The organism is Methanogenium sp. S4BF (assembly GCF_029633965.1).
In the GTDB taxonomy this organism is placed as follows: Archaea; Halobacteriota; Methanomicrobia; order Methanomicrobiales; family Methanomicrobiaceae; genus Methanogenium.
The window spans coordinates 444,669-468,158 of the sequence record NZ_CP091277.1; the positions used below are offsets into that span (position 1 = coordinate 444,669).

Consider the following 23,490-nt stretch of genomic DNA (forward strand, 5'->3'; position numbering starts at 1 on the left):
AAGCTGACGCGCCCGATACATAAAAAGAAGTACGGGACGATCCTCGGGGCGAAGATATCCTGCCTCTTCGTCAGGTCCGGGGAGATGACGCATCTCTGCCCGACTGCACAGGAGGTCACACCATCGGTGTTCTGCCGGACCCAGTCTCGTCCTCCAGACTATCAATAAACCGCTCTAAGAGAGCATGCCTCCGTTTAGCAATCTCCACTGCGGCGTCCGTGTACATCAGTCGCCGAAGCTTCAGCAGTTTTTCATGGATGTGGCTCACGGCGTCCCCGATGCCGCCCCCGTGCTCGCCTGCCTGCATAAACGTCCGTGCGATTCCCACCGCCCCCATGGCGTCGAGTTTGTCGGCGTCAGAGAGGATTCGTGCTTCAAGTGTCTCTGGTTCGGGGCCGGTGCTGAAGCGGTGGGTGTGTATCGCATGGACGATTTTTGCGATGCGTTCCGCGTCGTAACCCGCCTTCCTGAGATAATCTTCTGCTATTCGTGCCCCCTCCTCCTCGTGGGGGATGCCGGTCTCCTCCTCAATGGGACGGGCAATATCGTGGAAGAGGGCGGCCGGGATGAGGACCCGCATATCCGCACCCTCGGCCTTCCCTATCTCCTCGCAGAGGCGGGTGACGCGGAGGACGTGGTCAAGATCATGGGCCCCTGACTGCCTGAAGAATGTCTCGACATAGGCCAGCATTGTCTCCATCTCTGTGCTCTGCATGGTGAGAAAATGGTTGGTGCCGGGTGGAGATAAGGGGTCGGAAATGGCAGGGCCGTACCTCACCGGAGGAAGTGTCATCCGGGCCTGAATAGAGCGGAAAGTCCGATCTAATAAAAATAGATCTGTTTTATAACAGTGCGGTGATGTTCATAAAAAATAGTTACGTTGTCTTTAATCTCTCCTGATTATGGTCCCGGAACGGGGCCGCTCCCGTTGTATGAAAAAGAAAAAAGGGGGAGCCTCTCTCTCTTAACTCCGTTTCAGTGAATTGATTGCGATGCTGAAGGGCTCTCCTGCATCCAGGTAAACGACCTCAATCTCGTCCGGAGCGATCAGGGAGCCGGAGGAATGGCCTCCCCCCTCCTCGACCAGGGTCAGCGTCCTGCTGTCAGGGCCGAGGACCCCGGCACATGTGAGGGGTTCCCAGATGGGATATCCACTCTGGTTCGTGAAGGAGATCTCTCCCGAAAATATCCGGTCCTGCTGTTCGGTGATTGAGAGAGTCATGAGTGCACCGGCATAGTTGGTGTAGCCTTCTCCATATTCGTAGCCGGTCATCGTACCGGTCCAGTTCCCGATCAGGTCGGGGTTCTCTACAGCAGCGCTACTCTCCTGAGGAGTGGTTGTACACCCGCAGATCAGCACGGCGAGGAGGAGGATCCCCGCACATAGTATGGAATTTAATTTCATCGTATGGTGATGAAGCCCGCAAAAGAGATAAACAGGATCTTTTGGTGCGGCCGGGTATTCCCGGTCCACGGGCCCGGCCGGTCAGGCATCCTATCGTCCCACAGGGCACTGTACTGTTGTTTTAATGTAGGTCTTCAGAATGTAATTTATCAGTCCTGAGATTCCACATTTGGGAATGTACACCCGTGATGCCTCGTCCCTTGACCTTTTCACCGATTCCATCCGGCTCATGGGGGATGCCACCCTGTGTGGGGTGATGGAGTTTGACCAAAGCCTTGCTCCTGACGCTCTGGAGCAGGCGTCCCTGGCGTGTCTTATGGCCCATCCTGTTCTTCACAGCCGGCTTGTCCGGGGGAACGGCCCGGCAGTCTGGGAGTTGGTTGATGATGTCCGAATCCCTCCGGTGCGGGTGGAGGAATGCCCTGATAATTATCATTCCCATGTCATCGGGCCGGTTGATCCGTACGGGCCGCTGCAGTTTCGCGTACGGCTGCTGCGAAGACCGTCGGGTGATGTGATTGTCATCAACCTCGCTCATGCTGCCGCCGATGCGTTCGGTCTGCACACGCTCATGTCCCAGCTGCTGCAGGAATACCAGACACCCGGCAGCATCCGTCCCGCACAAGGGGAAATTCCGGCACGTGACACGCTCTGGACCCGGAGTATCGAACTGCAGGGAACACCGGAATCTCCGGACATGAACGTGATAAACCCTATGTGGCCGGATCCATTCGGCACGTCCCGTGAGCCTTCTGATTTTCACCGGGAATGTATCAGCTCCCCGGTCATGGAGACAATCCGGACCCGTGTAAAGGCGTTCGGGGGCAGCATCAATGATGCGGTAATCGCGGCCTACTTTCTCTCCATGAGTGACCTCACAGGCCACATGGGGCCAATTAACGTCTTCTTCCCTGTTAACCTGCGCCGGTACAAAAACGACGGGTCCCGGGTGATGAGCAACCAGGCTGCCAATGTCTGCATCACTCTCGACCGCAGGGCCGGAGAAGGAATGGAAGAGATTCTTCCCCGTGTCATCAGGGAGACGAAGCTCCTGAAGAAAAAAGCCATCGGCATCAGTGAACAGGTCTTCATGGACATGGCCTGCGACCCGGAAGGCAGACAGATTCACCGGATGGCGGAGGAAATGGCAGCCCTTCAGAGATCCGGTTTCGCGGATATCTTTGTCTCGAATCCGGGACCTGTTTCCCTCCCGGATATGGAGGGGCTCACCGATGCCTATGTCTGCTACCCCGGGTGCTACATGCCCTGCACCTGTTTCATCACCAGCACGTTCCGGGGGCAAATGACCGTCACCATGGGCTACCAGGACAGTGAACGGGCGAGGGAGGGGACACGAAAGGCGATCACGCTCTTTAGGAAATATTTGCTGTTACAGTGAAGAAAAGAAAAACACACGCTATTGCTCCATTTTTAGGAATGTGTTTCATCACGTTGATATAAGGTCATCCGGCCCGTTTCATTCACTCTGGAATGTACCCGGGAGAATGGGGGATTGCAGAAGTGGCGTTTTTCAGCGAACCAGAACCCTAATGACGAATGCCGGGAGATGGATTCGCCCTTCCGGTTTCAGGGATGATTCCTCAAAGACACTGCTGAATTCTTAATCTCTCCTCTGCAAAAACCGCCGCTCCAATAAGCGGAGCCATGCCATCAGCCCTGCTGAGCGTAATTTCGGGACGGGGAAGATACGAATCGATGTGCCGGAGTGCCGGTTCAAAGATGAGATCCGGGTTTTCGGTCGCAACCGGCCCTCCGACAATGATCATCTCCGGGGCATAAGCAGCAATAATGGTGGAGAGGCCGCGTCCGTTAATCACGGCAAGTTCCCGGAAGAATGCGGTGATGTCCGGGTCACCCGCACGGGCCGCCGCACAGAGTGTTTCGGCGGTGACGTCCGGCCCTGCAGCCGGGGCCTGTCCGAAATCATGCCTGCCGCACCACGCCCGGAAGAACCGGGGGATGCCGCTCCCCGAAGCATAGGCCTCCCAGTGGCCCTGCCCCCCGCATCCGCAGGGCAGGTTATAGACCGTGTCCACACAGAAATGGCCAATCTCCCCGGCATTGCCATTCGCCCCCTCGACGAGGCGGCCGCCGGAGATGATGCCGCAGCCGATGCCGGTGGAGACGGTCAGGTAGACGAGGTTCTGGCAGTTCATCCCGGCACCGCTCCGGTATGCATGGTAGGCACCTGCCGATGCATCGTTGAGAATAGCGACCGGGCAGGCAAAGGCCGCTTCCAGCGGTTCTTTCAGCGGGATGTCGGAATACGGCATATTCGGGCTCTTGTGGATGCTCCCCTTTCCTGCCGAAAGCGGGCCTGCCGTGCTGATGCCGATCGCATCCGGCCGGCAGCCTGCCTCATCACAGACAGCGTTGATCATCCGGATGACCTGTGCCGTCACCGCTGTCCCGTCCGCCCCGTCCCGGCAGAGCGCTTCCTTCCGGCAGACAAGACATTCTCCCTCACCGGCAAAATCATCAGCAAAGACCGCACTCCTCACATGGGTCGCCCCAATGTCTGCTGCTGCAATACATACTCCCGTTTCGTGTTTCATTGTCCCTTTTTCCATGATCCGTGCACGAAGTGTGTGCATGCGACCGCTGCACCAGATATATGAACCAGATCGGTCGTGCACATCTCATTTTTATTGCTTCACGTTCATCAATATACGAGTATTCATGCGCAGCGATGAAGTGAAACAAGGGTATGTCCGTGCACCGAACCGGTCTCTTCTGCGGGCTCTCGGGATAACAGACGACGAGCTGAACAAGCCGTTCATCGGGATTGCCAATTCATGGAATACCGTTGTGCCGGGTCACGTTGGTCTCCGGCAGGTGGCAGAACGTGTCCGTGAGGGTGTGGCCGCAGGTGGCGGTGTTCCCTTTGAGTTCAACACCATCGGCATCTGCGACGGCATTGCGATGGGCCATGAGGGGATGCGCTATTCCCTCCCGTCCCGTGAGACGATTGCTGACTCTGTCGAACTCATGATTCAGGCCCACAGGTTTGACGGGCTGGTCTGCATCTGCACCTGCGACAAGATTGTCCCCGGTATGCTGATGGCTGCTGCCCGGTGCAATATTCCGGCGATTGTGGTGACCGGCGGCCCGATGCTCGGCGGAAAATGCGGCGGAAAGGAACTCTCGCTCATCGACGTCTTTGAAGGCGTCGGAAAAGTAGCCGCAGGGACCATGGACGAAGCCGAACTCATCGCCCTCGAGAAGTGTGCGATGCCCGGCTGCGGCAGCTGTCAGGGCCTCTATACCGCAAATACGATGGCCTGCATGACCGAAGCCCTCGGCATGTCTCTCCCGCGGTGTGCTGCGACACCGGCGGTGCATGCGGAGAAACTGGCGATTGCCCGGATGAGCGGAGAACGGGTCGTCGGCCTGGTCCGGGAATGGACCACGCCGCGTGACATCATCACAAAAGAGAGCATGCGCAATGCAATCCGGGTGGATATGGCGCTGGGTGGTTCAACGAATACCGTCCTGCACCTGATGGCGGTGGCAGAGGAGGCAGGTGTGCCCCTCACGCTGGATGACTTCAATGAAATAAGCGCCGCCGTGCCGCACATCTGCTACATGCAGCCCTCCGGTCCCCACTCAATGGAGACACTCTATTATGCAGGCGGTATTCCTGCCGTGATGCACGAACTTGGCCCCCTCCTTGAGGATGCGCTGACCGTGTCCGGCGCCTGTGTCGCAGCATTCGCGGCAGCCACACCGGCAGGAGACCACACCATCATCCGGCCGCTCTCTGACCCTGTGCATGCCACCGGGGGGCTGAAGATCGTCAGAGGAACCCTTGCACCCGACGGTGCGGTGATAAAAGCAGCAGGTGTCTGTGATGAGATGTGGCAGCACACCGGCCCGGCCCGTGTCTTTGACTCCGAGGATGCGGCAATGAAGGCCATTCTCTCCGGCAGCATCGTGGAAGGCGATGTCATTGTCATCCGGTATGAGGGTCCTGCAGGTGCGCCCGGCATGCCGGAGATGCTCTCTCCCACTTCAGCCATCATGGGACGCGGGCTCACCCGTGTTGTCCTGATTACAGACGGCCGGTTCTCCGGCGGGACACGGGGGCCATGCTTTGGGCATGTCGCCCCGGAGGCAGCGGTGGGCGGCCCTATTGCACTGGTGGAGGAGGGTGACAGCATCACGATTGACCTCTTCCAAAACCGGATTGACCTGGACGTTCTGCCGGACGTGCTCGACGAACGCAGAAAATCCCTGGTTATTCCTGAAAAGAACCTCTCCGGTGTTCTCAGCCGGTATGCGGCAGCGGTATGTCAGGCAGACCGCGGCGCTGTCATGAAGAAAAAATAAAATACTCTCTTTTTCCTTATCTCAGGCCCTGGTCGGGCAGGTATCGCGCCTCATTGTCTCTCTACCGGTTTGTGCTCTTCTGATCTCAGATCTCTGCGTCCTGTCTGGGTAATTTTGGTGGCAAACCGGATCGGGCCGGGCTGATTGGTGTGGGGGCCAAGTTCCTCCTCGTGGAGAAGGGTATGTGGGTCGTGGTCCGGCGGAAGGTTGGGGTGCTCCCATGGGTGATGGGCAGGGTGAGGGTGCAGGTGGTCATACGGGTGATGGCGGTACATTTCGCGTTTCCGTTTCATGTCCTGGCTGATGCCATGAACCGTCCTCTTCGCTCTCGGGGTTACATCAGGACTCCGGTATTTTTTCCTGGGTGGCATGGACTATACTCCTGCTGGTAAGTAATAAACAATTCGCCGGTTCAGGGGGTGGTGACCCCCGGTGTGGTTCTTTGCCTCCGGGATTTGGAGGACACTCTCATGTGTATACCGGTGAGATATGGTGGTTTTATCTCCGGTGCATCTCACTTGTCAATCCGGAATGCCATTGCGCGCAGCGGCGATGCCTGAAGCTTTTGAAGGAAGGATTGTCTTTCTGATGGGGTGATACTGAAAGGAAACGATGCCGAATATGTGTGGGTGCCGTGCGGCAGTTGTTCTCCCATTCAGGGCAAAAAAGATGGGATTTGTTCCCGCAGGCGATTTTAGCGGGTGAGGCGTTCTAACTGTTCAGTAATGAGGGGCAGTGAAATCCGGCCGACCGGTGCAAGAGTGCCGTTTATCAGAATGATTGGAAGGGGCGGCTGATGCTCCTCGACAATTTTTACCACATATGCGGGAACTTCATCATCCAGAAGAGTCAGTTTCAGGGTGACATCCGGATAGCGTGCCTGAAGCTCGGTCTTCAGGGCTGCAAATGCCTTCACCAGGTTTTCTGAAGGGGCACATTCGGTGAGTTCGCAGGTGCGGGTTTCATCACAGGGAAACGGGCCGCATGCACTGTCGGAAAATCCGATGATCTCAATTTCAGTTGTCTCTGCCATTGCCGTAAATGTATATTCTTTGGCCTTCTTAATTTCTGCGCAAATGAACCGGTTATTTGATGTTCACCCTGCTCTTCTGTCAAAAATCCTGTTCCACCCATGTTTTATGATGATATCATCTGTGATTTCCATGGATTCTTACGAGTTTTTAATAGGGAATCCCCCTCAATACATATGGTTATTCAATGAAGGCGGTTCTGGGTCTTGAAAACGGTGAATATTATATCGGCGAGGGATTCGGCGTTGAAGGTTCCTCTGCCGGTGAATTAGTATTTACCACTCAGATGGGCGGCTATATGGAGGCACTGTCCGACCCGAGTTATAAGGGTCAGATTCTGATGTTTACCTATCCGCTCATTGGGAATTACGGGGTGCACCCTGATAATTTCCAGAGTAGTAAAGTTCATGCCCTCGGATGTGTGGTGCGGGAATTGTGCAAATCCCCGGCAGCCACGCCATCCCTGGGTGATTATTTTTCGGATAATGGTCTTCTGGGTATTTCCGGTATCGACACACGGAAACTGACCATTGCAACACGGTTAAACGGCACACTGGGTGCGGCACTGATTGTCGGGGACGACAATGGTGAATACGCCATCGAATGTGCACGAAACCAGCGGCCGCTCACAGAGATTGATCTCATTCCACAGGTCTCCTGCAGGGAGCCCTTCCGCATCGAAGGGGCCGGGAAGCGTATCGCAGTCCTGGATCTTGGCGTGAAGAGCAATATCCTTGCAAGCCTGAAGAGGCGCGGTGCTGACCTGTATGTCTTCCCCCATAACACCCGCCCTGATGTCATTGAGGCAATAAAACCCCAGGCCCTCTTTATCACAAACGGCCCCGGTGACCCGATGCGTGCTGTGGATGCAATAAAGACGATCCAATACTTTATCGGAAAGATCCCGATCTTTGGGATCTGTATGGGCAATCAGGTAACGGCCCTCGCACTCGGAGGGATGACCTACAAGATGAAGTTCGGACACCGCGGGTCAAACCAGCCGGTTCGTTACCGCGACGGCAGAATTTTCATCACAACCCAGAATCATGGGTTTGCGGTGGATGGCGATTCCCTTCCGGAAGGCTGTGAACTGCTGTTCTCCAATGTCAATGACGGGACCCTCGAGGGATTCTTCTGCGAAGATCTGGACCTGTTCACGGTCCAGTTCCACCCGGAGGCCCACGCAGGCCCCTATGATACCGAGGAACTGATATTTGATATGATGTACCGGAGGATTCCCTGATGCCGCTGAGACCAGAAATCAAGAAAGTGCTCCTGATAGGCTCGGGTCCGATTCAGATAGGACAGGCCGCAGAGTTTGACTTCTCCGGGTCGCAGGCATGCCGTGCACTCCGTGAGGAAGGAGTAGAGGTTGTGCTTGTCAACTCCAATCCCGCAACCATTCAGACCGACCCGGAGATGGCGGATGTCATCTATGTGGAGCCAATCCGCTCGGAGATCATTGCAAAGATCATCCAGAAGGAGAAGCCGGATGGCATTCTCTCCGGGATGGGCGGCCAGACCGGCCTCAATATGACGGCAGAACTGGCTGAGATGGGCGCTCTTGAGGGTGTGGAGATCCTCGGCACCCCACTGGAAGCCATCTACCGCGGTGAAGACCGGGAACAGTTCCGTGACCTGATGAACTGCATCGGTGAACCTGTCCCCCGGAGCATGATCCTCAGGGATATGTCCCAGCTGGATCAGGCGCTCGAGACTGTCGGTCTTCCCGCCATCATCCGACCTGCCTACACCCTTGGTGGTGCCGGCGGCGGTGTGGCCTACACGGCAGAAGACCTGAAACGGATTGTGGAGATGGGTCTGCAGCGCTCCCGTATCCACCAGGTGCTCATTGAAGAGAGTGTCATCGGCTGGAAGGAAATCGAGTTTGAGGTGATGCGCGACGCTGCTGATACCTGCATCATCATCTGTGGCATGGAGAATGTCGATGCGATGGGCATCCACACCGGCGAGAGTGTGGTCGTTGCACCTATCCTGACCCTGAGAGACGATGAGTTCCAGAAGCTGCGGACGGCATCCATAAAGATCATCCGGGCACTTGACGTGCAGGGCGGCTGTAATGTCCAGCTCGCGTACAAGGACGGTGACTACCGGGTTATCGAGGTCAACCCGCGTGTGTCACGGTCTTCAGCACTGGCATCCAAGGCGACCGGATACCCGATTGCCCGTGTGGCGGCAAAGGTTGCCATCGGCCTGAACTTAGACGAGATCACGAACACGGTCACCGGATGCACCCCCGCATCCTTTGAACCTGCGATTGACTATGTGGTTGTGAAGGTGCCGCGGTGGCCATTCGATAAATTCCCGAATGCAGACCGGACACTCACCACAGCGATGAAGTCAACCGGTGAAGTGATGGCCATCGGCCGTACGCTGGAAGAGGCGTTTAAAAAGGCGATGCGGTCTCTGGATACCGATATCCATTCCCATACCTCTGAATCGGAGATCCGTATGCTTCTTGCAAACCCGACCGATGAACGGTTCGGGTGCATCTTTGATGCGTTCAGGGTTGGATTCTCCGTCGCTGAAGTGGCGAACCTGACCTTTATCGCACCCTTTTTCCTGGAGAAGATGCGCAATATCGTGCTGATGGAGCAGACGCTTGCGGCAGGCAACCCCTCGAATGAAACCATCCGGGCAGCCCGCCGGGCCGGCTTCTCCTCAGAAGAGATTGCGACCCTCTCCGGCCTCTCCGAAGAGACGGTGGGGGATGTGGGCGGTATGCCTACCTATAAGATGGTCGATACCTGCGCCGCCGAGTTTCCGGCGACCACACCCTACTTCTACTCAACCTGGGAAGATGAGAACGAGATTGTCCCCGATGAAAAAGAGAAAGTCCTCATCCTCGGGTCCGGCCCCATCCGTATCGGGCAGGGTATTGAGTTTGACTACTGCACGGTGCATGCGGTGATGGCCCTCCGTGAGGAAGGCGTCGAGGTGCATATTGTCAACAACAACCCTGAGACCGTCTCGACTGACTATGACACCTCCGACCGGCTCTTCTTTGAGCCGATGACACTTGAGGATGTCACCAACATCCTGAAGTCCGACAATTATGCCGGTGTGATGGTCCAGTTCGGCGGCCAGAACTCTGTCAACCTTGCCCTGCCGCTGGAGCGGGCGGTGCAGTCCGGAAACCTGAAGACCAAAATATTCGGCACTGCCCCGGATGCGATGGACATGGCAGAGGACCGGGAGCGGTTCAGCGAGCTTTTGGAAGAACTCAGTATCCCGTCACCTGCGAATGGTTCTGCCTACTCCGAGGAGGAGGCCTTCGCCATCGCCCGGAAGATCGGATTTCCGCTTCTGGTGCGGCCGTCCTATGTGCTTGGCGGGCGTGCAATGGAGCTTGTCCACGATGAGATTGAGCTGCAGACCTATATCCGTGAGGCGGTGCGGGTCAGCCGGAAGCATCCGGTACTCCTCGACTCATTCCTCCAGAATGCAATCGAGATCGATGTGGACGCGGTCTGCGACGGGACAGATGTCCTTATCGGAGGCATCATGGAGCACATCGAAGAGGCCGGTGTGCACTCCGGTGACTCTGCCTGCGTGATTCCGCCCCAGTCTCTTACCGCGAACGTGATTGAGACGGTGCGGGAGCATACCCGAAATCTTGCCGTGGGCATTGGCGTGGTCGGGCTCATCAACATCCAGTTTGCGGTGAAAGATGAGGTGGTGTATATCCTTGAGGCCAATCCGCGGGCCAGCCGGACGGTTCCCTTTGTCTCGAAGGCAACCGGTCTGCCGCTTGCAAAGATTGCCGCAAAGGTGATGCTCGGCAAGAAACTGGCTGATATGGGGTATACCGAGCCGGTCATGTCCCATGTTGCCGTAAAAGAGGTGCTGCTGCCCTTCAACAAGCTCCCCGGTGTTGACATTGTTCTTGGCCCGGAGATGAAATCAACGGGTGAAGTGATGGGCATTGATTACGACTTCGGCCGTGCCTACTACAAGGCCTGCCTCTCAGCGGACAATGAACTGCCGCTGGAAGGCAACGTCTTCATCTCGGTCGGCACGGAAAACAAGGAGGGGATCCTCCCCGCAGCACAGAACCTGCACGAACTGGGCCTGAAGATCTTCGGAACCGAAGGGACGGTTGCATTCCTCGAGTCCCAGGGTATTCCTGCAAGCCTCGTGAGAAAGGTGCAGGAAGGCTCACCCAATGTCATTGATGTGATGCGCAGGGGAGAACTGCGGCTTATTATCAACGCACCCGCCGGAAAATACTCCCGGCAGGACCATGTCCGTATCATGAGGGCGGCGCTTGACTACAATATTCCGTATATCACCACTATTCAGGCGGCCAATGCGGCAGCCCAGGCAATCCGCAGCCTGAAGAAGGATTCAATCACGATTGAGCCTTTATCGCATTATCATCATGGCTAACCCCAAATCCCATTTGTCCTCCCCTTTTTTTGTCCATACTGCCACACCGTTTACCGCTGATTCTGCGTATACGCTTCTCTCCCCGGACGCTGCGTCGCAGTTCCGGGAGTTAATCTGGCAGTATTACCGGACGCATCGCAGGGAGATGGCATGGCGGGAGACGGCAGACCCCTATGCCATCTTCGTCTCAGAGGTGATGCTCCAGCAGACACAGGTGGCACGGGTCGCGACAAAATATCCGGAGTTCATGGCAGCATTCCCTGATTTTGCCGCACTTGCAGCAGCACCGCTTGAGGAGGTGCTGCGTGTCTGGCAGGGGATGGGATATAACCGAAGGGCAAAGATGCTGCGGGACGCCGCCCGGCAGGTGATGGACCGGTTTGGGGGCAGGCTCCCCGAGACGCCGGAGGAGCTTGTCACCCTTCCGGGCATCGGGCCCGCCACTGCCGCATCCATCGCCGCATTTGCGTATAATGCACCGGTCGTCTTTATCGAAACCAATATCCGGCGGGTCTTTATTCATTTCTTCTTCCCGGCAGAGGGGAAGGTGCATGACGACCAAATCCGGCCGCTTGTCAGGCAGACTCTTGACTGGATCAATCCCCGGGAATGGTATTATGCACTGATGGACTATGGCGCCATGCTGAAACAGGCGGTGGAAAATCCGAACCGAAGGAGCCATAGCTACACGGTGCAGGCCTCGTTTGTTGGTTCCGACCGGCAGATCCGGGGGCAAATCCTGCGTTATCTGCTGGATGAAGGTCCTTCATCGTCAGATGCGGTGATTACTGTCTGTGGGGATGATCCGGAACGCACACGAAAAATCATTCGGAAAATGGTGGGAGAATGCCTTCTTTCAGAGGAATCGGGGCGTTTGAGGATTGCATAGTGGATCTCTGATGTCACAGTCTTAAATAGTCGTATCACGAAGCCTCAGGTATATGATACGCTGAAGTATCAGGTGGTGAATGGAATGAAACTGTTTGATGCGTGGATGCCTGCTTTGAGGCATGCCCGGGTAATGATGATCCTGCTCATTGCCATCATAGGATGTGCGTCACTGGCAGGCAGTGCAGGGGCACAAACGCCTGCTGCAACGGAAGAATGGGTCTATTCCCAGCCGACAAATATGTATGACTGCGACATCTCCCCTGATGCCGCATATGTGGCAGGCGGGACCTACAACGGGAAAGTGTACCTCCTCACGATTGAAGGAGAGCATCTCTGGACGGCTGAAACCGACTCTCCTGTCTGGGGTGTGGCCGTTTCGCAGGGTGCCGAATATGTTGTTGCAGGAACGGATATCGGGGACCTCCTTGTCTATGACAATCAAGGGACGCTGCTCTGGTCCAAACGGTTCAAGGGCAAAATCAGTGATGTGGATATCTCAGCAGACGGGTCAGTGATCGCGGTGGGCTGTGCCGATGCAAAGGTCTACCGCTACACAAATACGGGTTCGGAGGACTGGTCATATAGTTTGAACTCGGCTGTTCTCTCCGTATCTGTCACCGCCGACGGCAGTCTGATCGGGGCCGGGACCAGAAATTTCCTGGTGACCGTGGTGGACAGTGCAGGCCAGAAGGTCTGGAACTACCAGATCAACGGACAGGTGTTTGGGCTTGACCTCTCTCCGGACGGGAGATACCTGATTGCAGCAGGCAATGATGCCTATGCCTATGTCTTTGATGATACGGGTAAAATCGTGACACAGATACGGCTCACATCTCAGGTCAATGCTGTCTCCGCCACATTGCAGGGGGTATACGTTGCATTGGGACGCGGGGACAGTATCACCGCCATCTATGACGCAGAGGGAAAGATGGTTACAGAGGTGTCCGCCTCTGCAACGGTAAACGGCGTCTCCCTTTCACCCTCTGGAGGTATCTTTGCGGTGGCCTCATCTGATGGCAAACTGTATCTCTATTCCCTCCCTATGCCGGGTGTTCCGGTCACCCCGGTGGAGACCGCTACTCCCTGTCCGACCCAGACCCCGGGAACAGACCCCGATGCAGAGGGAATCCTCTCATTATCATCAGCACCATCGGGTGCAGACGTCTACATCAATAATGCTGTAAAAGGCATCACACCGGTGACATTGCCGATGAAGGCGGGGCAGTATCAGGTTCTGATACGTCTAAATGGCTATAATGACTGGACGACGACGATAAACCTGCTTCCGGGCGATACAGTAAATGTGGTCGCACAGATGAACGCCGCGACTCCTGTCTCCACTCCGGTCCCTGCAGGATTCCTGCCGGTTCTTGCCGGACTGGTTCTCGCAGCCGTTCTCCTTCTGCGCCGGCCGGATGAATAATCCTATGGATTATTGCTGAATCCGGCTTTCACTCTTTTTTTATCTTTTTTTCGAGCGAAGAGAAACATTTCCGGACTGTACCATAATACTAAGTGGCAGACACGGCAGTGGAAAAAAAGAGGTTCCGGGGCTGGAAACTCAGCTGTTCTTCAGCAGATTTCCGAGATACGGGATGAAGTCATTCTTGCGTGACATCACTCCCTTCATCGTGACCGGGCCGTCTGCAAGCTCCAGACTCTCGAGAACGGCAGCAGGGGCTGATGTGAAGATTATACTTCCGTCTTCAAATACACTGGTAAAAAGCGCCACGAAAATGTCCAGATTCTGCGCGGACCGGATGATATCTGCCTCTTTGCGGATCTCTGTTCTGTGTGTCTCTGCAAATTCATAGGTCGGCACCATCACCTGGGAGATGGCAATGGATTTGCCGAAGAGCTCATACGCCTTCATGTCGGCTGTCAGCAGGTCACGCAGCGAGGCATCACCGAAGTCCATCCCTTTGCGAATAAGTTCGGTGCCGTACTCCTCAACATCGGTATTGGTCAGCTCTGCAAGGTATCTGACTGCCGTACGGTCCTGTTCGGTGGTTGTTGAGAGGCGCAGAACAAGGGTGTCCGAGAGGATGCCTGAGAGGAGAATGCCTGCTGTCCGGGGGTCGGGGTCAGTGCCCGATTCCATGTATTTCCCGGCGATTATGGTGCATGTCGAGCCGACCGGATCATTGAAGAACCGTATCGGCCTGAGGGTGGTGATGGCGCCTATCCGGTGATGATCGATGATTTCAAGAATCTCTGCCGTTTCGACACCGTCAACAGCCTGTGCATACTCATTGTGGTCGAGGAGAATCAGCTGTTTTGCCACCTCCTGCAGGAAGGTGTTTCGTGAGAGCATACCGAGATAGCGGTTGTCCTCACCCACGATACAGGCAGTACGATACCGCGATTCTGACACCAGATGTTTGGCGTACTCGATGGTCGTGTCCCGTGTGATCACCGGGCAGTCGGTGGCCATGATATTTCGGGCGGGGAGTGAGAGGTTGATCATCTTTCCGACACCAAAGGCATCGAGGCTTGTCGAAAGGACGGCAACCCCCCGTTCTCTTGCATCGCGGATGACCCTTTCGCCCACTGGTGCGTTGTCAGCAACGATGAGGGCAGCGATGCCTGCTCCGATAAGTGCAAGCTGGACGGGTTCGTTGTCACCCACAATTGCCATGTCATTTTTTGTCAGCCGCGAGAGGGTGACGTGGAGGGCATCGATTGCGGTGTATACCTTCCCCTCGATGAGGTCGTCCGAGGGGACAACGATGGTGCCGTTTAGGATTCTGCTGAGATTCTCCAGTGTTATCGGGGCAAATGAGAGCTGTTCTATCTTCTGGCGGGTGACATAGGTGCGCGCCAGACCATACTCACTGAGAATACCCAGGAACCGGCCCTCATCATCGGTGAGCGGATAGTTACGGACATCATGGGTGGTCATAAGGTCTGCGATATCGATGGTAGGGAGATCAGCAGGGGCACTCATGGTATAGGTAAACGGCATATCAGAGACACTCGGGACGACGCTCTCGACGTACTCGGGGGCGTCGCAGCCGAATGTCTTCAGCGCAAAGGCAGTCTCCGGATTGACCGGCCCGCAGCGCGCCGCAATATACTTTCCGGGTTCTTTTCTGTTCAGGTATGCCGCATACGCAAGAGCGCTGCATATACTGTCTGTATCTGGTTTCTTGTGCCCGATGATGTAAACCTGGTTCATGCCCGTCTCCCTGAAATGGTTGATTGCATGTAATTTAACCGGGAGACAGATATGTATTATGTGGGTGGCGCCGGGGGCAGAATTAGGTATTCAGATTCCTCCGGTTTAAATACAAGTCTTTTATTAGTATGAGTGCAAAAATCCGGAGTATACCGTGTGAGGTGTGAGATGGAGATCATCAAGATTCCGCAGATGAAAAAAGAGGAATATGACGAACTTATTCGTGAGGGATATGTCTCAAGAATTGCTTTTCAGGGAGAGAAATACCCCTATATTGCACCGTTTATGTACGTGTTTGACGGGAGTTTTCTTTATTTCCTCTCAACGAAATACGGCAGAAAAAACGATCTTTTCAGAAAGAGCCCGTATGTTTCGGTTGAGGTGGAACGCTACTCTGCAGATATGTCCTGTTATACCTTTGTAACCATGCAGGGACGCCTTGTGCAGGAAGAGGACGCCATCACGAAAAAGAAAGTGCGGAAGATGTTTTTAGACCTCATTCGTGAGCATCAGCTCTCCCATAATATCCTTGCGGCACTGGGTCACGATCCATCAGATCCGATTGAGTCAATTCTGGAAGAAGAGCGCTCAAATATCTGGAAACTCACGGGTGTGGCGGATATTGTGGCGCTGAAAAATCTCTAGTACTCATATGTTCCATAATATCTTTTCTTTTTAACAATCTTTATATGAGGATTTGGTTAATCTAATTCTGGTTAACATGGATGCAAAAAAAATTGTATTGGTTTTACTTGTTCTTCTCAGTGTAACCTTTGTGTGTGGGTGCACGGGAACAGATTCCGGCACTGAGACAGCAACTCCCACTCCGGCAGCCACCGCTGCACCGGAAGGGACGTCACCTGTGGCAAACCCCGAACTGCTCAGGATTGCAACAACAACAAGCCTGGACAACACCGGCCTTCTTGAAGCCCTGAAAGAGCGGTTTGAAAAAGACCACGACGTTACCCTGCAGATCATTGCAGCCGGTACCGGCAAGGCACTTGAGTACGGACAGCGCGGAGATGTTGATGTCCTGATGGTTCATGACCGTGCCCGCGAAAACACGTTCATGGATGACGGATATGGTATCAACCGCCGTGGCATCGCCTACAATTACTTCATTATTGTAGGACCCGGGTCAGACCCCGCAGGCATTACCGGCATGACAGCAGAGGATGCACTGTCAACCATTTACGAGACTGCACAGACCAACCCGGAGGTCGTCTTCATCTCACGCGGTGACAACTCAGGCACCCACTCCAAGGAAAAGTCCCTCTGGGCCCTTGCAGGGTATAATTATACCGCAGATGTTGAAGGCTCCGGCGACTGGTATGTCGAAGGCGGCCAGGGAATGGGTGCAACCCTTACTCATGCAAATGAGAAGCTGGCATACACTCTCTCCGACTCCGGAACCTACCTCTCCTACCAGACCGACCTTGACCTCGTGCCTCTTGTCGACAAAGGAGATTCCCTCCTGAATGTCTACAGTGCAATGATGATCAACCCGGAGAAGTATGACTATGTGAACAGCGAGATGGCACGTACATGGATCAACTACCTGATCACCCCGGAGACACAGGAGTTCATCGGCACCTTTGGTGTTGACATCTACGGCCAGCCGCTCTTCTTTGAATCACGTGGAAACTGGGAAGTCATGGGCATCACCCAGGCTGAAGCAGAGGATCCCATCCCTGCCTAACCTTTTTTCGAATTCTTTAACTTCTTGTACGCATGAATGAAACAGCAGGTGCGTATTCTTGAGTGAGATTATTGATGGATTTTTTACGGCGGTCACTCTCATTGTGACCCTGAATCCTGAAGTTTATGAGATTGCATTCAGGAGCATATACATCACCTTTTCAGCGACACTGATTGCATCTGCCATATCAATACCTATTGCGCTGTATCTTGCATTTCATGACTTCAGGGGGAAAACGAGCCTTGTTAATCTCGTTCATACGCTCTATGCCCTGCCGACGGTCCTCATCGGGCTGCTGGTATTTCTCATGCTCTCCCGCCAGGGTCCTCTGGGATTTCTGGGTCTGCTCTTTACCCCCGGCGGCATGATCATCGGGCAGGTCATTCTCGTCATCCCGATTCTTGTGGGGCTGACTTACTCTGCTGTGACATCCCTTGACCCGATTGTAAAAGACACCATCATATCGCTGGGTGCGGATTATCTTCAGTTTCTGGTCTCGATTCTCCGTGAAGTCCGGTTTGTGATATATGCAGCGATTGCAATGGCGTTTGGGCGGGCCATCTCGGAAGTCGGTGCGGCAATCATGATTGGTGGGAATATCAAGGGGTTTACCCGCATTCTCACGACCGCCATATCCCTCGAAACCTCGATGGGAAATATTGAACTTTCCATGGCACTGGGCATCATTCTGCTCTTTATCGCCCTGATTGTGAACTTTGTCATGACATCCATCCGGAGGGGGAACTGACCAATGATTACTATTGAGGACCTGAAGAAGGATTTCGGCGCTACTCAGGTACTGCGGGGCGTTGAGCTCGAGGTATCCGAGGGGGAAATCTATGTCATCATCGGCCCCTCCGGGCAGGGCAAATCAACCCTCCTGCGGATTATCGACATGCTTGAAGTGCCGACATCCGGGGATGTAACAATCAGGGATGAGTCGCTCTATTCTCATGGCGACTCCCGTCACCAGGAGATACGGAAAAAAATCGGCATGGTCTTTCAGAACCCGGCCATATTCCAGGGGACGGTCTTTGAGAATGTGGCATACGGGCTCCGGTTCCGGAAAATATCCTCCGGGGATCTGCACGAGCGGGTGTCACAGACCCTTCGGGAGGTGGGGCTTGAGGGCTACGAAAAGCGGGTTGCCCGCAGCCTCTCCGGCGGGGAGAAACAGCGTGTTGCCTTTGCCCGTACGATGGTGACCCGGCCCGAAATCATTCTTCTTGACGAACCGACGTCCAATATTGATCCTGTCACCACGGAAAAAATTGAGGAGATAATCCGCTATACCCGTGACACCTACAACACGACGATCATCATGAACACTCACGATATGGTGCAGGGCCAGCGGATGGGGGACCGTATCGGGGTGATGATGAACGGACGAATTGTGCAGTCGGGGACTCCTAAGGAAATTTTCACCCTTCCGGTGAGTGGCGATGTCGCCCGGTTTGTCGGGTTTGACAATGTCTTTGAGGGTGAGATTGAAAGGAATGACGCCGGGACTGCGGTGATACGGTCCGGTACCACAGAGGTCTATGGAGAGACTCCACTGCCTGAGGGTGCACTGGTCACCTGGTGTATCCGCACCGAGGACATGCACCTGCACATGAAGGAACGGTTTGCGGGGCATACGGACAGGATACGAAACCATCTTCATGGCACGGTCACCGGAATCACCCTTGTCGGTCCGAAGCATCATGTGATGGTCGACTGCGGCATTCCGCTGGAGCTGGTCGTCGGCTGGCGGTTTGCCGAGCGGGTGAAGGTGAAGCCGGGTGATCCTGTCCGGGTCTCGTTTCACCCGGAAGCCGTTCATGTGATGGCTCGCTGATACCGGCAACGGGAGCGCTTATTGTCCCTCCCGCAGAATCTTTTTTGTATGACCGCGATTCAGCCTGCAGAGACCCTCCGGCAGATTCTTCGCCGCATAGACGGGAAGGGCTACGGGCACTATGGTGATATCAGGGGGCAATACCGGTTCGATACGTTTCTCCTCAGTATCGACCATGTCCAGAAAGACCCGTTTGCCTCACCTTCACGGGTGCGGGTTCTGGTTGACCCTGAAGCGGCCGGGTTTGCCCGCGATCTGTGGCATACCACCCCGCGCCGCCGGGGGCTCTGCGATTATCTCACCCGCGCCTTCTGTGCGGCGGCAGAAAGACGCAGGGGGATGTCTGGCAGCGGGAAGAGTGGCCTTATCGCAATGGATAAGCCGGGGCAGGAGATCCTGGAACGGACCTCAGTCTGTATTGATGATTCCGGGATAGAAGGGCGCTGTGTTGTGGGTCTGCCTGCCTATGGGCGCAGGATTGCCGGGCGGGAGGCTGAAGAGATCTTCTTTGAGCGTCTGCCGGCGATAGTCGCGGCGTCTCTGTCTGCTCGTGCGCATGATTTATCTCAGCTGTATCATCATGTCGGGGTTGCAGAGGATGCTGATGTGCTCCGTGGTGCACTGAGAGAGCGGGGTCTTGTCGCATTTGTTGCCGATGGTGCCGTGCTGCCGCGGCAGAGCGGGGCCTCTGACCGGCCGATGAAGGGCGCAGATGTGGTGCCGTTTGCAGCACCCTCTGCCCTCCGTGTGGAGATGGATGTGCCGAATGCGGGAGCACTGACCGGGATGGGCATTCCTGCCGGTGTGACTCTTATCGTCGGGGGCGGATACCACGGCAAGTCCACCCTGCTTGCCGCCCTTACGGCCGGGGTGTATACCCACATCCCCGGTGACGGGCGTGAGTATGTGGTGAGCGACCCGGCGGCAGTGAAGATTCGCGCCGAAGACGGCAGGCGGGTGGAGGCGGTGGATATCTCGCCTTTCATCACCGGTATTCCCGGCGGAAGAGATACGCGTTCCTTCTCTTCAGCGGACGCAAGCGGGAGCACGTCGCAGGCGGCCAATATCATGGAGGCGCTCGAAGCCGGCGCCCGCCTCTTCTGTATCGATGAGGATACCAGCGCCACGAACTTCATGATCCGCGACCGGAGGATGCAGGCATTAATCGCAAAGGAGCATGAGCCCATCACCCCCTATATCGACCGGGTGCGTGAGCTCTTCACGGAATGTGGTGTCTCCTCGGCGATTGTCATCGGCGGGTCGGGGGACTACCTCGATGTGGCGGATACGGTCATCTGTATGGATGCCTACCGCCCGTATCTGGTCACGGACAAGGCACGGGAAGTCGCGGCAGCATACCCGACCGGCCGGGCCTGCGAGACCGATCAGCCGTTTCCGCGTTGGCAGGAGCGGATCCCTGACGCCCGTTCGTTCTCGCCTGCCAAAGGAAAGCGGGCTGTGCGGATTCAGGCACGCGGCAAAGGGATGATTTCCTTCGGGACGACTGATATTGACTGCACCCTCGTTGAACAGATCGTGTCAGAGAGCCAGACCCGTGCCATCGGGGACGCCATCTGGTATGCGGTCCGGTATATGAACGGGTCAGCCACTGCAGCAGAGGTGGCGGCGCGGGTGATGCAGGATATCGAAGAGCAGGGGCTTGATGTGCTCTCCTCACGAAAACGGGGGGATTATGCAGCATTCCGTTCGCTGGAGCTCCTGATGGCAGTCAACCGCATGCGCACGCTGCGTGCCGTGCAGGGCGGGCGGTAGGATGTGGGAGGAGAAGGGGGCAGCACTGCTGGTGGTGAAAATGTCCCGGTTTTACGCCCATCTCTATGCGGTCTCATCTGTTGAGGATGTGCAGGAGGTTCGTGAGCAGCACCGGAAGGTCTACCGCAAGGCTGCTCACCACTGTTATGCCGCCCGGTTAACGTCTCCCTCGGGTTGTCAGGAACTCTTCGGGAGTGACGGTGAGGTAGGGCGGCCGGGGCAGGTGCTGTTGCAGATGCTGCAGCGGGAGGAGTTTTCGTCCCATCTCATCGTTGTCTCCCGCATCTTCGGCGGCATCAAACTCGGGCCGGGGAATGTCTCGCGGGCATTCCGGGATGCGGCAGCAGAGGCGGTGGCGGAGGCCGTGAGGGGATAGGCGGGCACCTCTCTTTTGTGGAGTGTGAATGAATCAGGGTTTTTCTGAGAAGACTCAGGGATTTTTGAACGGAAATCTGATCATCCGGCTGACGTTCTGCATTTTGGACCGGTGATACCAATCACTGCTGAAGACGATTTTCGAAACCATCCCCATTCTGTTCTCCACCCTTTCGGCAGATATTTCATCTGAAAAAAAGAATCTCATTTTATGGCTCCCCGATTCCCTGATCATCTGCCCGGATCTCTTGTGGTATGTATTATCCTCTCATTATTCGTTGTTTTTTCGGGATGCACGGCTCAGTCCGGAAAAGCATCAGGAGCGTCTTCATCTGCATCTCCTCAGGTGCAGGAGGGTACCGTCACCGTTACCGGCGGTAAGGTATGGTACCGGATTGCAGGAGCAGACCGGCCCGGTATTCCGTTAATTGTTGTCCACGGAGGTCCCGGAGCACCGCACGATTATCTGGAGCCTCTTGAAGCGCTGGCAAATGAGCGGCCGGTGATATTCTATGACCAGCTTGGCTGCGGAAATTCACCGTGTCCTGATGATCCCTCCCTCTGGACAATCGGGCGGTTCGTTGATGAACTCGAGCAGGTGCGGGCAGCGCTGTCTCCCGGAGAGGTTCATATTCTCGGGCAGTCGTGGGGAACGACGCTTGTTTCTGAATATATGATTACAAGAAAACCTGCCGGGGTCACAAGCCTCATCTTTTCAGCGCCCTGCCTCTCTGTTAAACGGTGGGAAGCAGATCAGCGGCAGTATCTTACAGAACTGCCGGAAAAAGAGAGAACCACCATCCTCGCATGCGAAGAGACCGGAAATTTCAGTTCACCGGAATATCAGGATGCAATGATGACGTACTATCTCCTGCATCTCTGCCGTCTTGAGGAATGGCCCGACTCCATGAACCGGACGTTTGAAAAGATGGGTGTCGGCGTCTATACGTATATGTGGGGCCCGAGTGAGTTCACGATGGCGGGGACACTGAAGGACTTTGACCAGAGTCCGAATCTTCATGAAATCTCTGTGCCTGTGCTCTTTACCTGCGGGCGATATGATGAGGCAACACCGGAGTCGACTGCCTATTATCTGAGCATGCTGCCCGGCTCGGAACTGATAATATTCGAGGATGCCTCGCATATGCACCATATTGAGAAGACGGATGAATATCTCTCTGTTGTCCGTGAATTCCTCAGGCGCTCGGAAGATCATCTGAGCAATGAGTGATCGTTGTTGACAGGAGATGGGTTTCGTCTGATGACAATCTTTCCCCATAGTGTCGGAAATCTGTCAGAACGGAAGGTGCATGAAAACCGAAAACTCCTCTCCACATTTGGCGTGTGAATATCGCGGTCATTGTGAAACAAATAATATCGCTCTCACTGCATGGAACAGGCGGTCACCACTGTTTCATGTGGTTGATTTGTATCCTGAATGAAAAGGCAGGGGAGGGGGTGCCCCCTCCCTGCCAGACTCTCCCATCATGTGATGGGCCGCAGGGGAATGGGCTGGCGCCCCTTTTCTCCAATATAGTGCTGAAAATGGAATTGATGTAAAATTACGGGTTTTCATGAAGAACTCTGAATAACATATGATCCCTTCGGTTCGATGATCCCGTAGATGGTGCGTTCATTCCGGTGCAGATTTTTCAACCCACACGGAATCGCGACTCCCCCCCAAAAGAGGGGATCATTCCTCACTGAGCATCGTCTGCGCACTCTCGATCATCGAGGCTGCGGCCTTCAGTTTTGTCCGGGATTTTGTATAATCCCCTGCATCACATGCCTCTTCCGCCTCCAGGTAGAGTTTCTCCGCACGTTCTGCCCTGCTCCTTGCCTTCCCGACATTCCGCCCCTCTTCTTCGAGGATGTCCACCTCTTCCTGCAGGGCAAGGAGATCTCCGTAGGCATCCTCAAGGGATGTCCTCATCTCCTCTTCCTTCTCCTGCTCCTGAGCCTTTCTCTCACGGCTGCGTTCACGGAGCGCCTCTTTTGCCTCCTCCTGCCCCTCTATGATATACTGGAGTTCATCCTCCACCTCTTTGACCTTCTCTGCAAGAAGGGCGGCGAATGCAGTCCTGTCCTGACGGGAGTCCTCATATCCATAATATGCCTCATATGCCCCGCCGGCGGCCGCACCCCCGAGGGCGCCGCTGACGGCATCACCGATGCCTTCCCCGTCGCGGTTAAGGACGCTGCCGAGGATGCCACCGAGGCCCGCTCCGGCAATGGCGCCCATCATCCCCCGTTTTACCTCACGCTTCTCACGGGTGACGGTGTAGGTGACTTTGACATTTTCTCCGTCGACCCTGACCTCAAGCATGCCTTCCTCCCCCGTCCGGCGGACACCCATCCGTGCCGATTCCTCCTGGCGTGACTCACTGGTTACCTCTGTTCCCTCGAGAGCAAGATGGGACATCAGGCGCTCGAGAAAGTCCTCATAATACCCGGACACACCCTGACCATAGTAAATGAACGGCATAGTCTTCATATGAGCCTTGGCGGAAAATAATAATAATTCTGCCGGTTGTGGGGAAT

General features: G+C 55.4%; 20 protein-coding genes. 13 read left to right on the forward strand and 7 right to left on the reverse strand.

The genetic code is table 11. The features are described 5' to 3' along the window. Positions 1–115: 115 nt before the first annotated feature. Positions 116–715, reverse strand: coding sequence for an HD domain-containing protein (locus L1S32_RS02210; RefSeq protein WP_278155750.1), 600 nt, complete (start codon positions 713–715; stop codon positions 116–118). Between the two features lie 249 nt (positions 716–964). Then, complete coding sequence (locus tag L1S32_RS02215; protein ID WP_278155751.1) at positions 965–1,405, reverse strand: hypothetical protein; 441 nt, start codon at positions 1,403–1,405, stop codon at positions 965–967. A gap of 175 nt (positions 1,406–1,580) precedes the next feature. Here L1S32_RS02215 and L1S32_RS02220 point away from each other — a divergent pair, with 175 nt between their 5' ends. Beyond that, complete coding sequence (locus L1S32_RS02220) at positions 1,581–2,804, forward strand: hypothetical protein (RefSeq protein ID WP_278155752.1); 1,224 nt, start codon at positions 1,581–1,583, stop codon at positions 2,802–2,804. Positions 2,805–3,006: 202 nt separating this feature from the next. On the opposite strand, the gene L1S32_RS02225 is transcribed toward L1S32_RS02220, so the two are convergent. Further along, positions 3,007–3,981, reverse strand: coding sequence for an ROK family protein (locus L1S32_RS02225; protein WP_278155753.1), 975 nt, complete (start codon positions 3,979–3,981; stop codon positions 3,007–3,009). Positions 3,982–4,105: 124 nt separating this feature from the next. Here L1S32_RS02225 and ilvD point away from each other — a divergent pair, with 124 nt between their 5' ends. Next, entirely contained in the window at positions 4,106–5,755 is a 1,650-nt protein-coding gene (gene ilvD / locus L1S32_RS02230; protein ID WP_278155754.1) for a dihydroxy-acid dehydratase, read from the forward strand. A gap of 50 nt (positions 5,756–5,805) precedes the next feature. Here ilvD and L1S32_RS02235 read toward each other — a convergent pair whose 3' ends face one another. Both L1S32_RS02235 and L1S32_RS02240 read right to left on the reverse strand, forming a co-directional pair. Continuing rightward, entirely contained in the window at positions 5,806–6,126 is a 321-nt protein-coding gene (locus L1S32_RS02235; protein WP_278155755.1) for a hypothetical protein, read from the reverse strand. Between the two features lie 323 nt (positions 6,127–6,449). Continuing rightward, positions 6,450–6,788, reverse strand: a complete 339-nt coding sequence (locus tag L1S32_RS02240; RefSeq protein WP_278155756.1) for a hypothetical protein — start codon at positions 6,786–6,788, stop codon at positions 6,450–6,452. A gap of 185 nt (positions 6,789–6,973) precedes the next feature. On the opposite strand from L1S32_RS02240, the gene carA reads away from it, so the two are divergent. From carA to L1S32_RS02260, 4 genes are all read left to right on the forward strand, one after another. Then, positions 6,974–8,029, forward strand: coding sequence for a glutamine-hydrolyzing carbamoyl-phosphate synthase small subunit (gene carA / locus L1S32_RS02245; RefSeq protein ID WP_278155757.1), 1,056 nt, complete (start codon positions 6,974–6,976; stop codon positions 8,027–8,029). Further along, complete coding sequence (gene carB, locus L1S32_RS02250) at positions 8,029–11,196, forward strand: carbamoyl-phosphate synthase large subunit (protein WP_278155758.1); 3,168 nt, start codon at positions 8,029–8,031, stop codon at positions 11,194–11,196. Before carA ends, carB begins: the two co-directional genes overlap by 1 nt. A gap of 13 nt (positions 11,197–11,209) precedes the next feature. After that, positions 11,210–12,085, forward strand: a complete 876-nt coding sequence (locus L1S32_RS02255) for an A/G-specific adenine glycosylase (protein WP_278155759.1) — start codon at positions 11,210–11,212, stop codon at positions 12,083–12,085. Positions 12,086–12,169: 84 nt separating this feature from the next. Beyond that, on the forward strand, positions 12,170–13,510 hold the full coding sequence (locus tag L1S32_RS02260; RefSeq protein WP_278155760.1) for a PEGA domain-containing protein: 1,341 nt from the start codon (positions 12,170–12,172) through the stop codon (positions 13,508–13,510). A 138-nt stretch (positions 13,511–13,648) separates the two neighbouring features. On the opposite strand, the gene L1S32_RS02265 is transcribed toward L1S32_RS02260, so the two are convergent. Continuing rightward, positions 13,649–15,265 carry a putative manganese-dependent inorganic diphosphatase gene (locus tag L1S32_RS02265; protein ID WP_278155761.1) on the reverse strand — a complete coding sequence of 539 codons (1,617 nt, stop codon included), beginning with the start codon at positions 15,263–15,265 and terminating at the stop codon, positions 13,649–13,651. A 168-nt stretch (positions 15,266–15,433) separates the two neighbouring features. Here L1S32_RS02265 and L1S32_RS02270 point away from each other — a divergent pair, with 168 nt between their 5' ends. The 7 genes from L1S32_RS02270 (at position 15,434) to L1S32_RS02300 (ending at position 22,180) form a co-directional block, all read left to right on the forward strand. After that, entirely contained in the window at positions 15,434–15,910 is a 477-nt protein-coding gene (locus tag L1S32_RS02270) for a pyridoxamine 5'-phosphate oxidase family protein (RefSeq protein ID WP_278157118.1), read from the forward strand. A gap of 76 nt (positions 15,911–15,986) precedes the next feature. Further along, positions 15,987–16,964, forward strand: a complete 978-nt coding sequence (locus tag L1S32_RS02275; protein ID WP_278155762.1) for a substrate-binding domain-containing protein — start codon at positions 15,987–15,989, stop codon at positions 16,962–16,964. Between the two features lie 58 nt (positions 16,965–17,022). Continuing rightward, positions 17,023–17,712 carry an ABC transporter permease gene (locus L1S32_RS02280; protein WP_278155764.1) on the forward strand — a complete coding sequence of 230 codons (690 nt, stop codon included), beginning with the start codon at positions 17,023–17,025 and terminating at the stop codon, positions 17,710–17,712. 3 nt (positions 17,713–17,715) lie between these two features. Further along, the gene (locus L1S32_RS02285) at positions 17,716–18,801 is read left to right on the forward strand and encodes an ABC transporter ATP-binding protein (RefSeq protein ID WP_278155766.1); all 1,086 of its coding nucleotides are present in this window, start codon (positions 17,716–17,718) and stop codon (positions 18,799–18,801) included. A 48-nt stretch (positions 18,802–18,849) separates the two neighbouring features. Beyond that, on the forward strand, positions 18,850–20,574 hold the full coding sequence (locus L1S32_RS02290) for an ABC-ATPase domain-containing protein (protein WP_278155768.1): 1,725 nt from the start codon (positions 18,850–18,852) through the stop codon (positions 20,572–20,574). A 1-nt stretch (position 20,575) separates the two neighbouring features. Further along, positions 20,576–20,950: a YigZ family protein gene (locus L1S32_RS02295; protein WP_278155770.1), complete on the forward strand. Its 375-nt coding sequence runs from the start codon at positions 20,576–20,578 to the stop codon at positions 20,948–20,950. Between the two features lie 210 nt (positions 20,951–21,160). Next, positions 21,161–22,180, forward strand: coding sequence for a proline iminopeptidase-family hydrolase (locus L1S32_RS02300; RefSeq protein WP_278155772.1), 1,020 nt, complete (start codon positions 21,161–21,163; stop codon positions 22,178–22,180). Positions 22,181–22,642: 462 nt separating this feature from the next. Here the strand turns inward: L1S32_RS02300 and L1S32_RS02305 are convergent, their stop codons facing one another. Further along, positions 22,643–23,434 (reverse strand): hypothetical protein, encoded by a 792-nt coding sequence (locus L1S32_RS02305; RefSeq protein WP_278155774.1) that lies wholly within the window; start codon positions 23,432–23,434, stop codon positions 22,643–22,645. Between the last annotated feature and the right edge of the window lie 56 nt (positions 23,435–23,490).

What these genes read in the sequence shown, in the direction of transcription:
- L1S32_RS02210 (WP_278155750.1), bottom strand. Translation starts at nt 715, where the DNA reads ATGCAGAGCACAGAGATGGAGACAATGCTGGCCTATGTCGAGACATTC.
- L1S32_RS02215 (WP_278155751.1), bottom strand. Translation starts at nt 1,405, where the DNA reads ATGAAATTAAATTCCATACTATGTGCGGGGATCCTCCTCCTCGCCGTG.
- L1S32_RS02220 (WP_278155752.1), top strand. Translation starts at nt 1,581, where the DNA reads ATGTACACCCGTGATGCCTCGTCCCTTGACCTTTTCACCGATTCCATC.
- L1S32_RS02225 (WP_278155753.1), bottom strand. Translation starts at nt 3,981, where the DNA reads ATGAAACACGAAACGGGAGTATGTATTGCAGCAGCAGACATTGGGGCG.
- ilvD (WP_278155754.1), top strand. Translation starts at nt 4,106, where the DNA reads ATGCGCAGCGATGAAGTGAAACAAGGGTATGTCCGTGCACCGAACCGG.
- L1S32_RS02235 (WP_278155755.1), bottom strand. Translation starts at nt 6,126, where the DNA reads ATGCCACCCAGGAAAAAATACCGGAGTCCTGATGTAACCCCGAGAGCG.
- L1S32_RS02240 (WP_278155756.1), bottom strand. Translation starts at nt 6,788, where the DNA reads ATGGCAGAGACAACTGAAATTGAGATCATCGGATTTTCCGACAGTGCA.
- carA (WP_278155757.1), top strand. Translation starts at nt 6,974, where the DNA reads ATGAAGGCGGTTCTGGGTCTTGAAAACGGTGAATATTATATCGGCGAG.
- carB (WP_278155758.1), top strand. Translation starts at nt 8,029, where the DNA reads ATGCCGCTGAGACCAGAAATCAAGAAAGTGCTCCTGATAGGCTCGGGT.
- L1S32_RS02260 (WP_278155760.1), top strand. Translation starts at nt 12,170, where the DNA reads ATGAAACTGTTTGATGCGTGGATGCCTGCTTTGAGGCATGCCCGGGTA.
- L1S32_RS02265 (WP_278155761.1), bottom strand. Translation starts at nt 15,265, where the DNA reads ATGAACCAGGTTTACATCATCGGGCACAAGAAACCAGATACAGACAGT.
- L1S32_RS02270 (WP_278157118.1), top strand. Translation starts at nt 15,434, where the DNA reads ATGGAGATCATCAAGATTCCGCAGATGAAAAAAGAGGAATATGACGAA.
- L1S32_RS02275 (WP_278155762.1), top strand. Translation starts at nt 15,987, where the DNA reads ATGGATGCAAAAAAAATTGTATTGGTTTTACTTGTTCTTCTCAGTGTA.
- L1S32_RS02285 (WP_278155766.1), top strand. Translation starts at nt 17,716, where the DNA reads ATGATTACTATTGAGGACCTGAAGAAGGATTTCGGCGCTACTCAGGTA.
- L1S32_RS02290 (WP_278155768.1), top strand. Translation starts at nt 18,850, where the DNA reads ATGACCGCGATTCAGCCTGCAGAGACCCTCCGGCAGATTCTTCGCCGC.
- L1S32_RS02295 (WP_278155770.1), top strand. Translation starts at nt 20,576, where the DNA reads ATGTGGGAGGAGAAGGGGGCAGCACTGCTGGTGGTGAAAATGTCCCGG.
- L1S32_RS02300 (WP_278155772.1), top strand. Translation starts at nt 21,161, where the DNA reads ATGGCTCCCCGATTCCCTGATCATCTGCCCGGATCTCTTGTGGTATGT.
- L1S32_RS02305 (WP_278155774.1), bottom strand. Translation starts at nt 23,434, where the DNA reads ATGCCGTTCATTTACTATGGTCAGGGTGTGTCCGGGTATTATGAGGAC.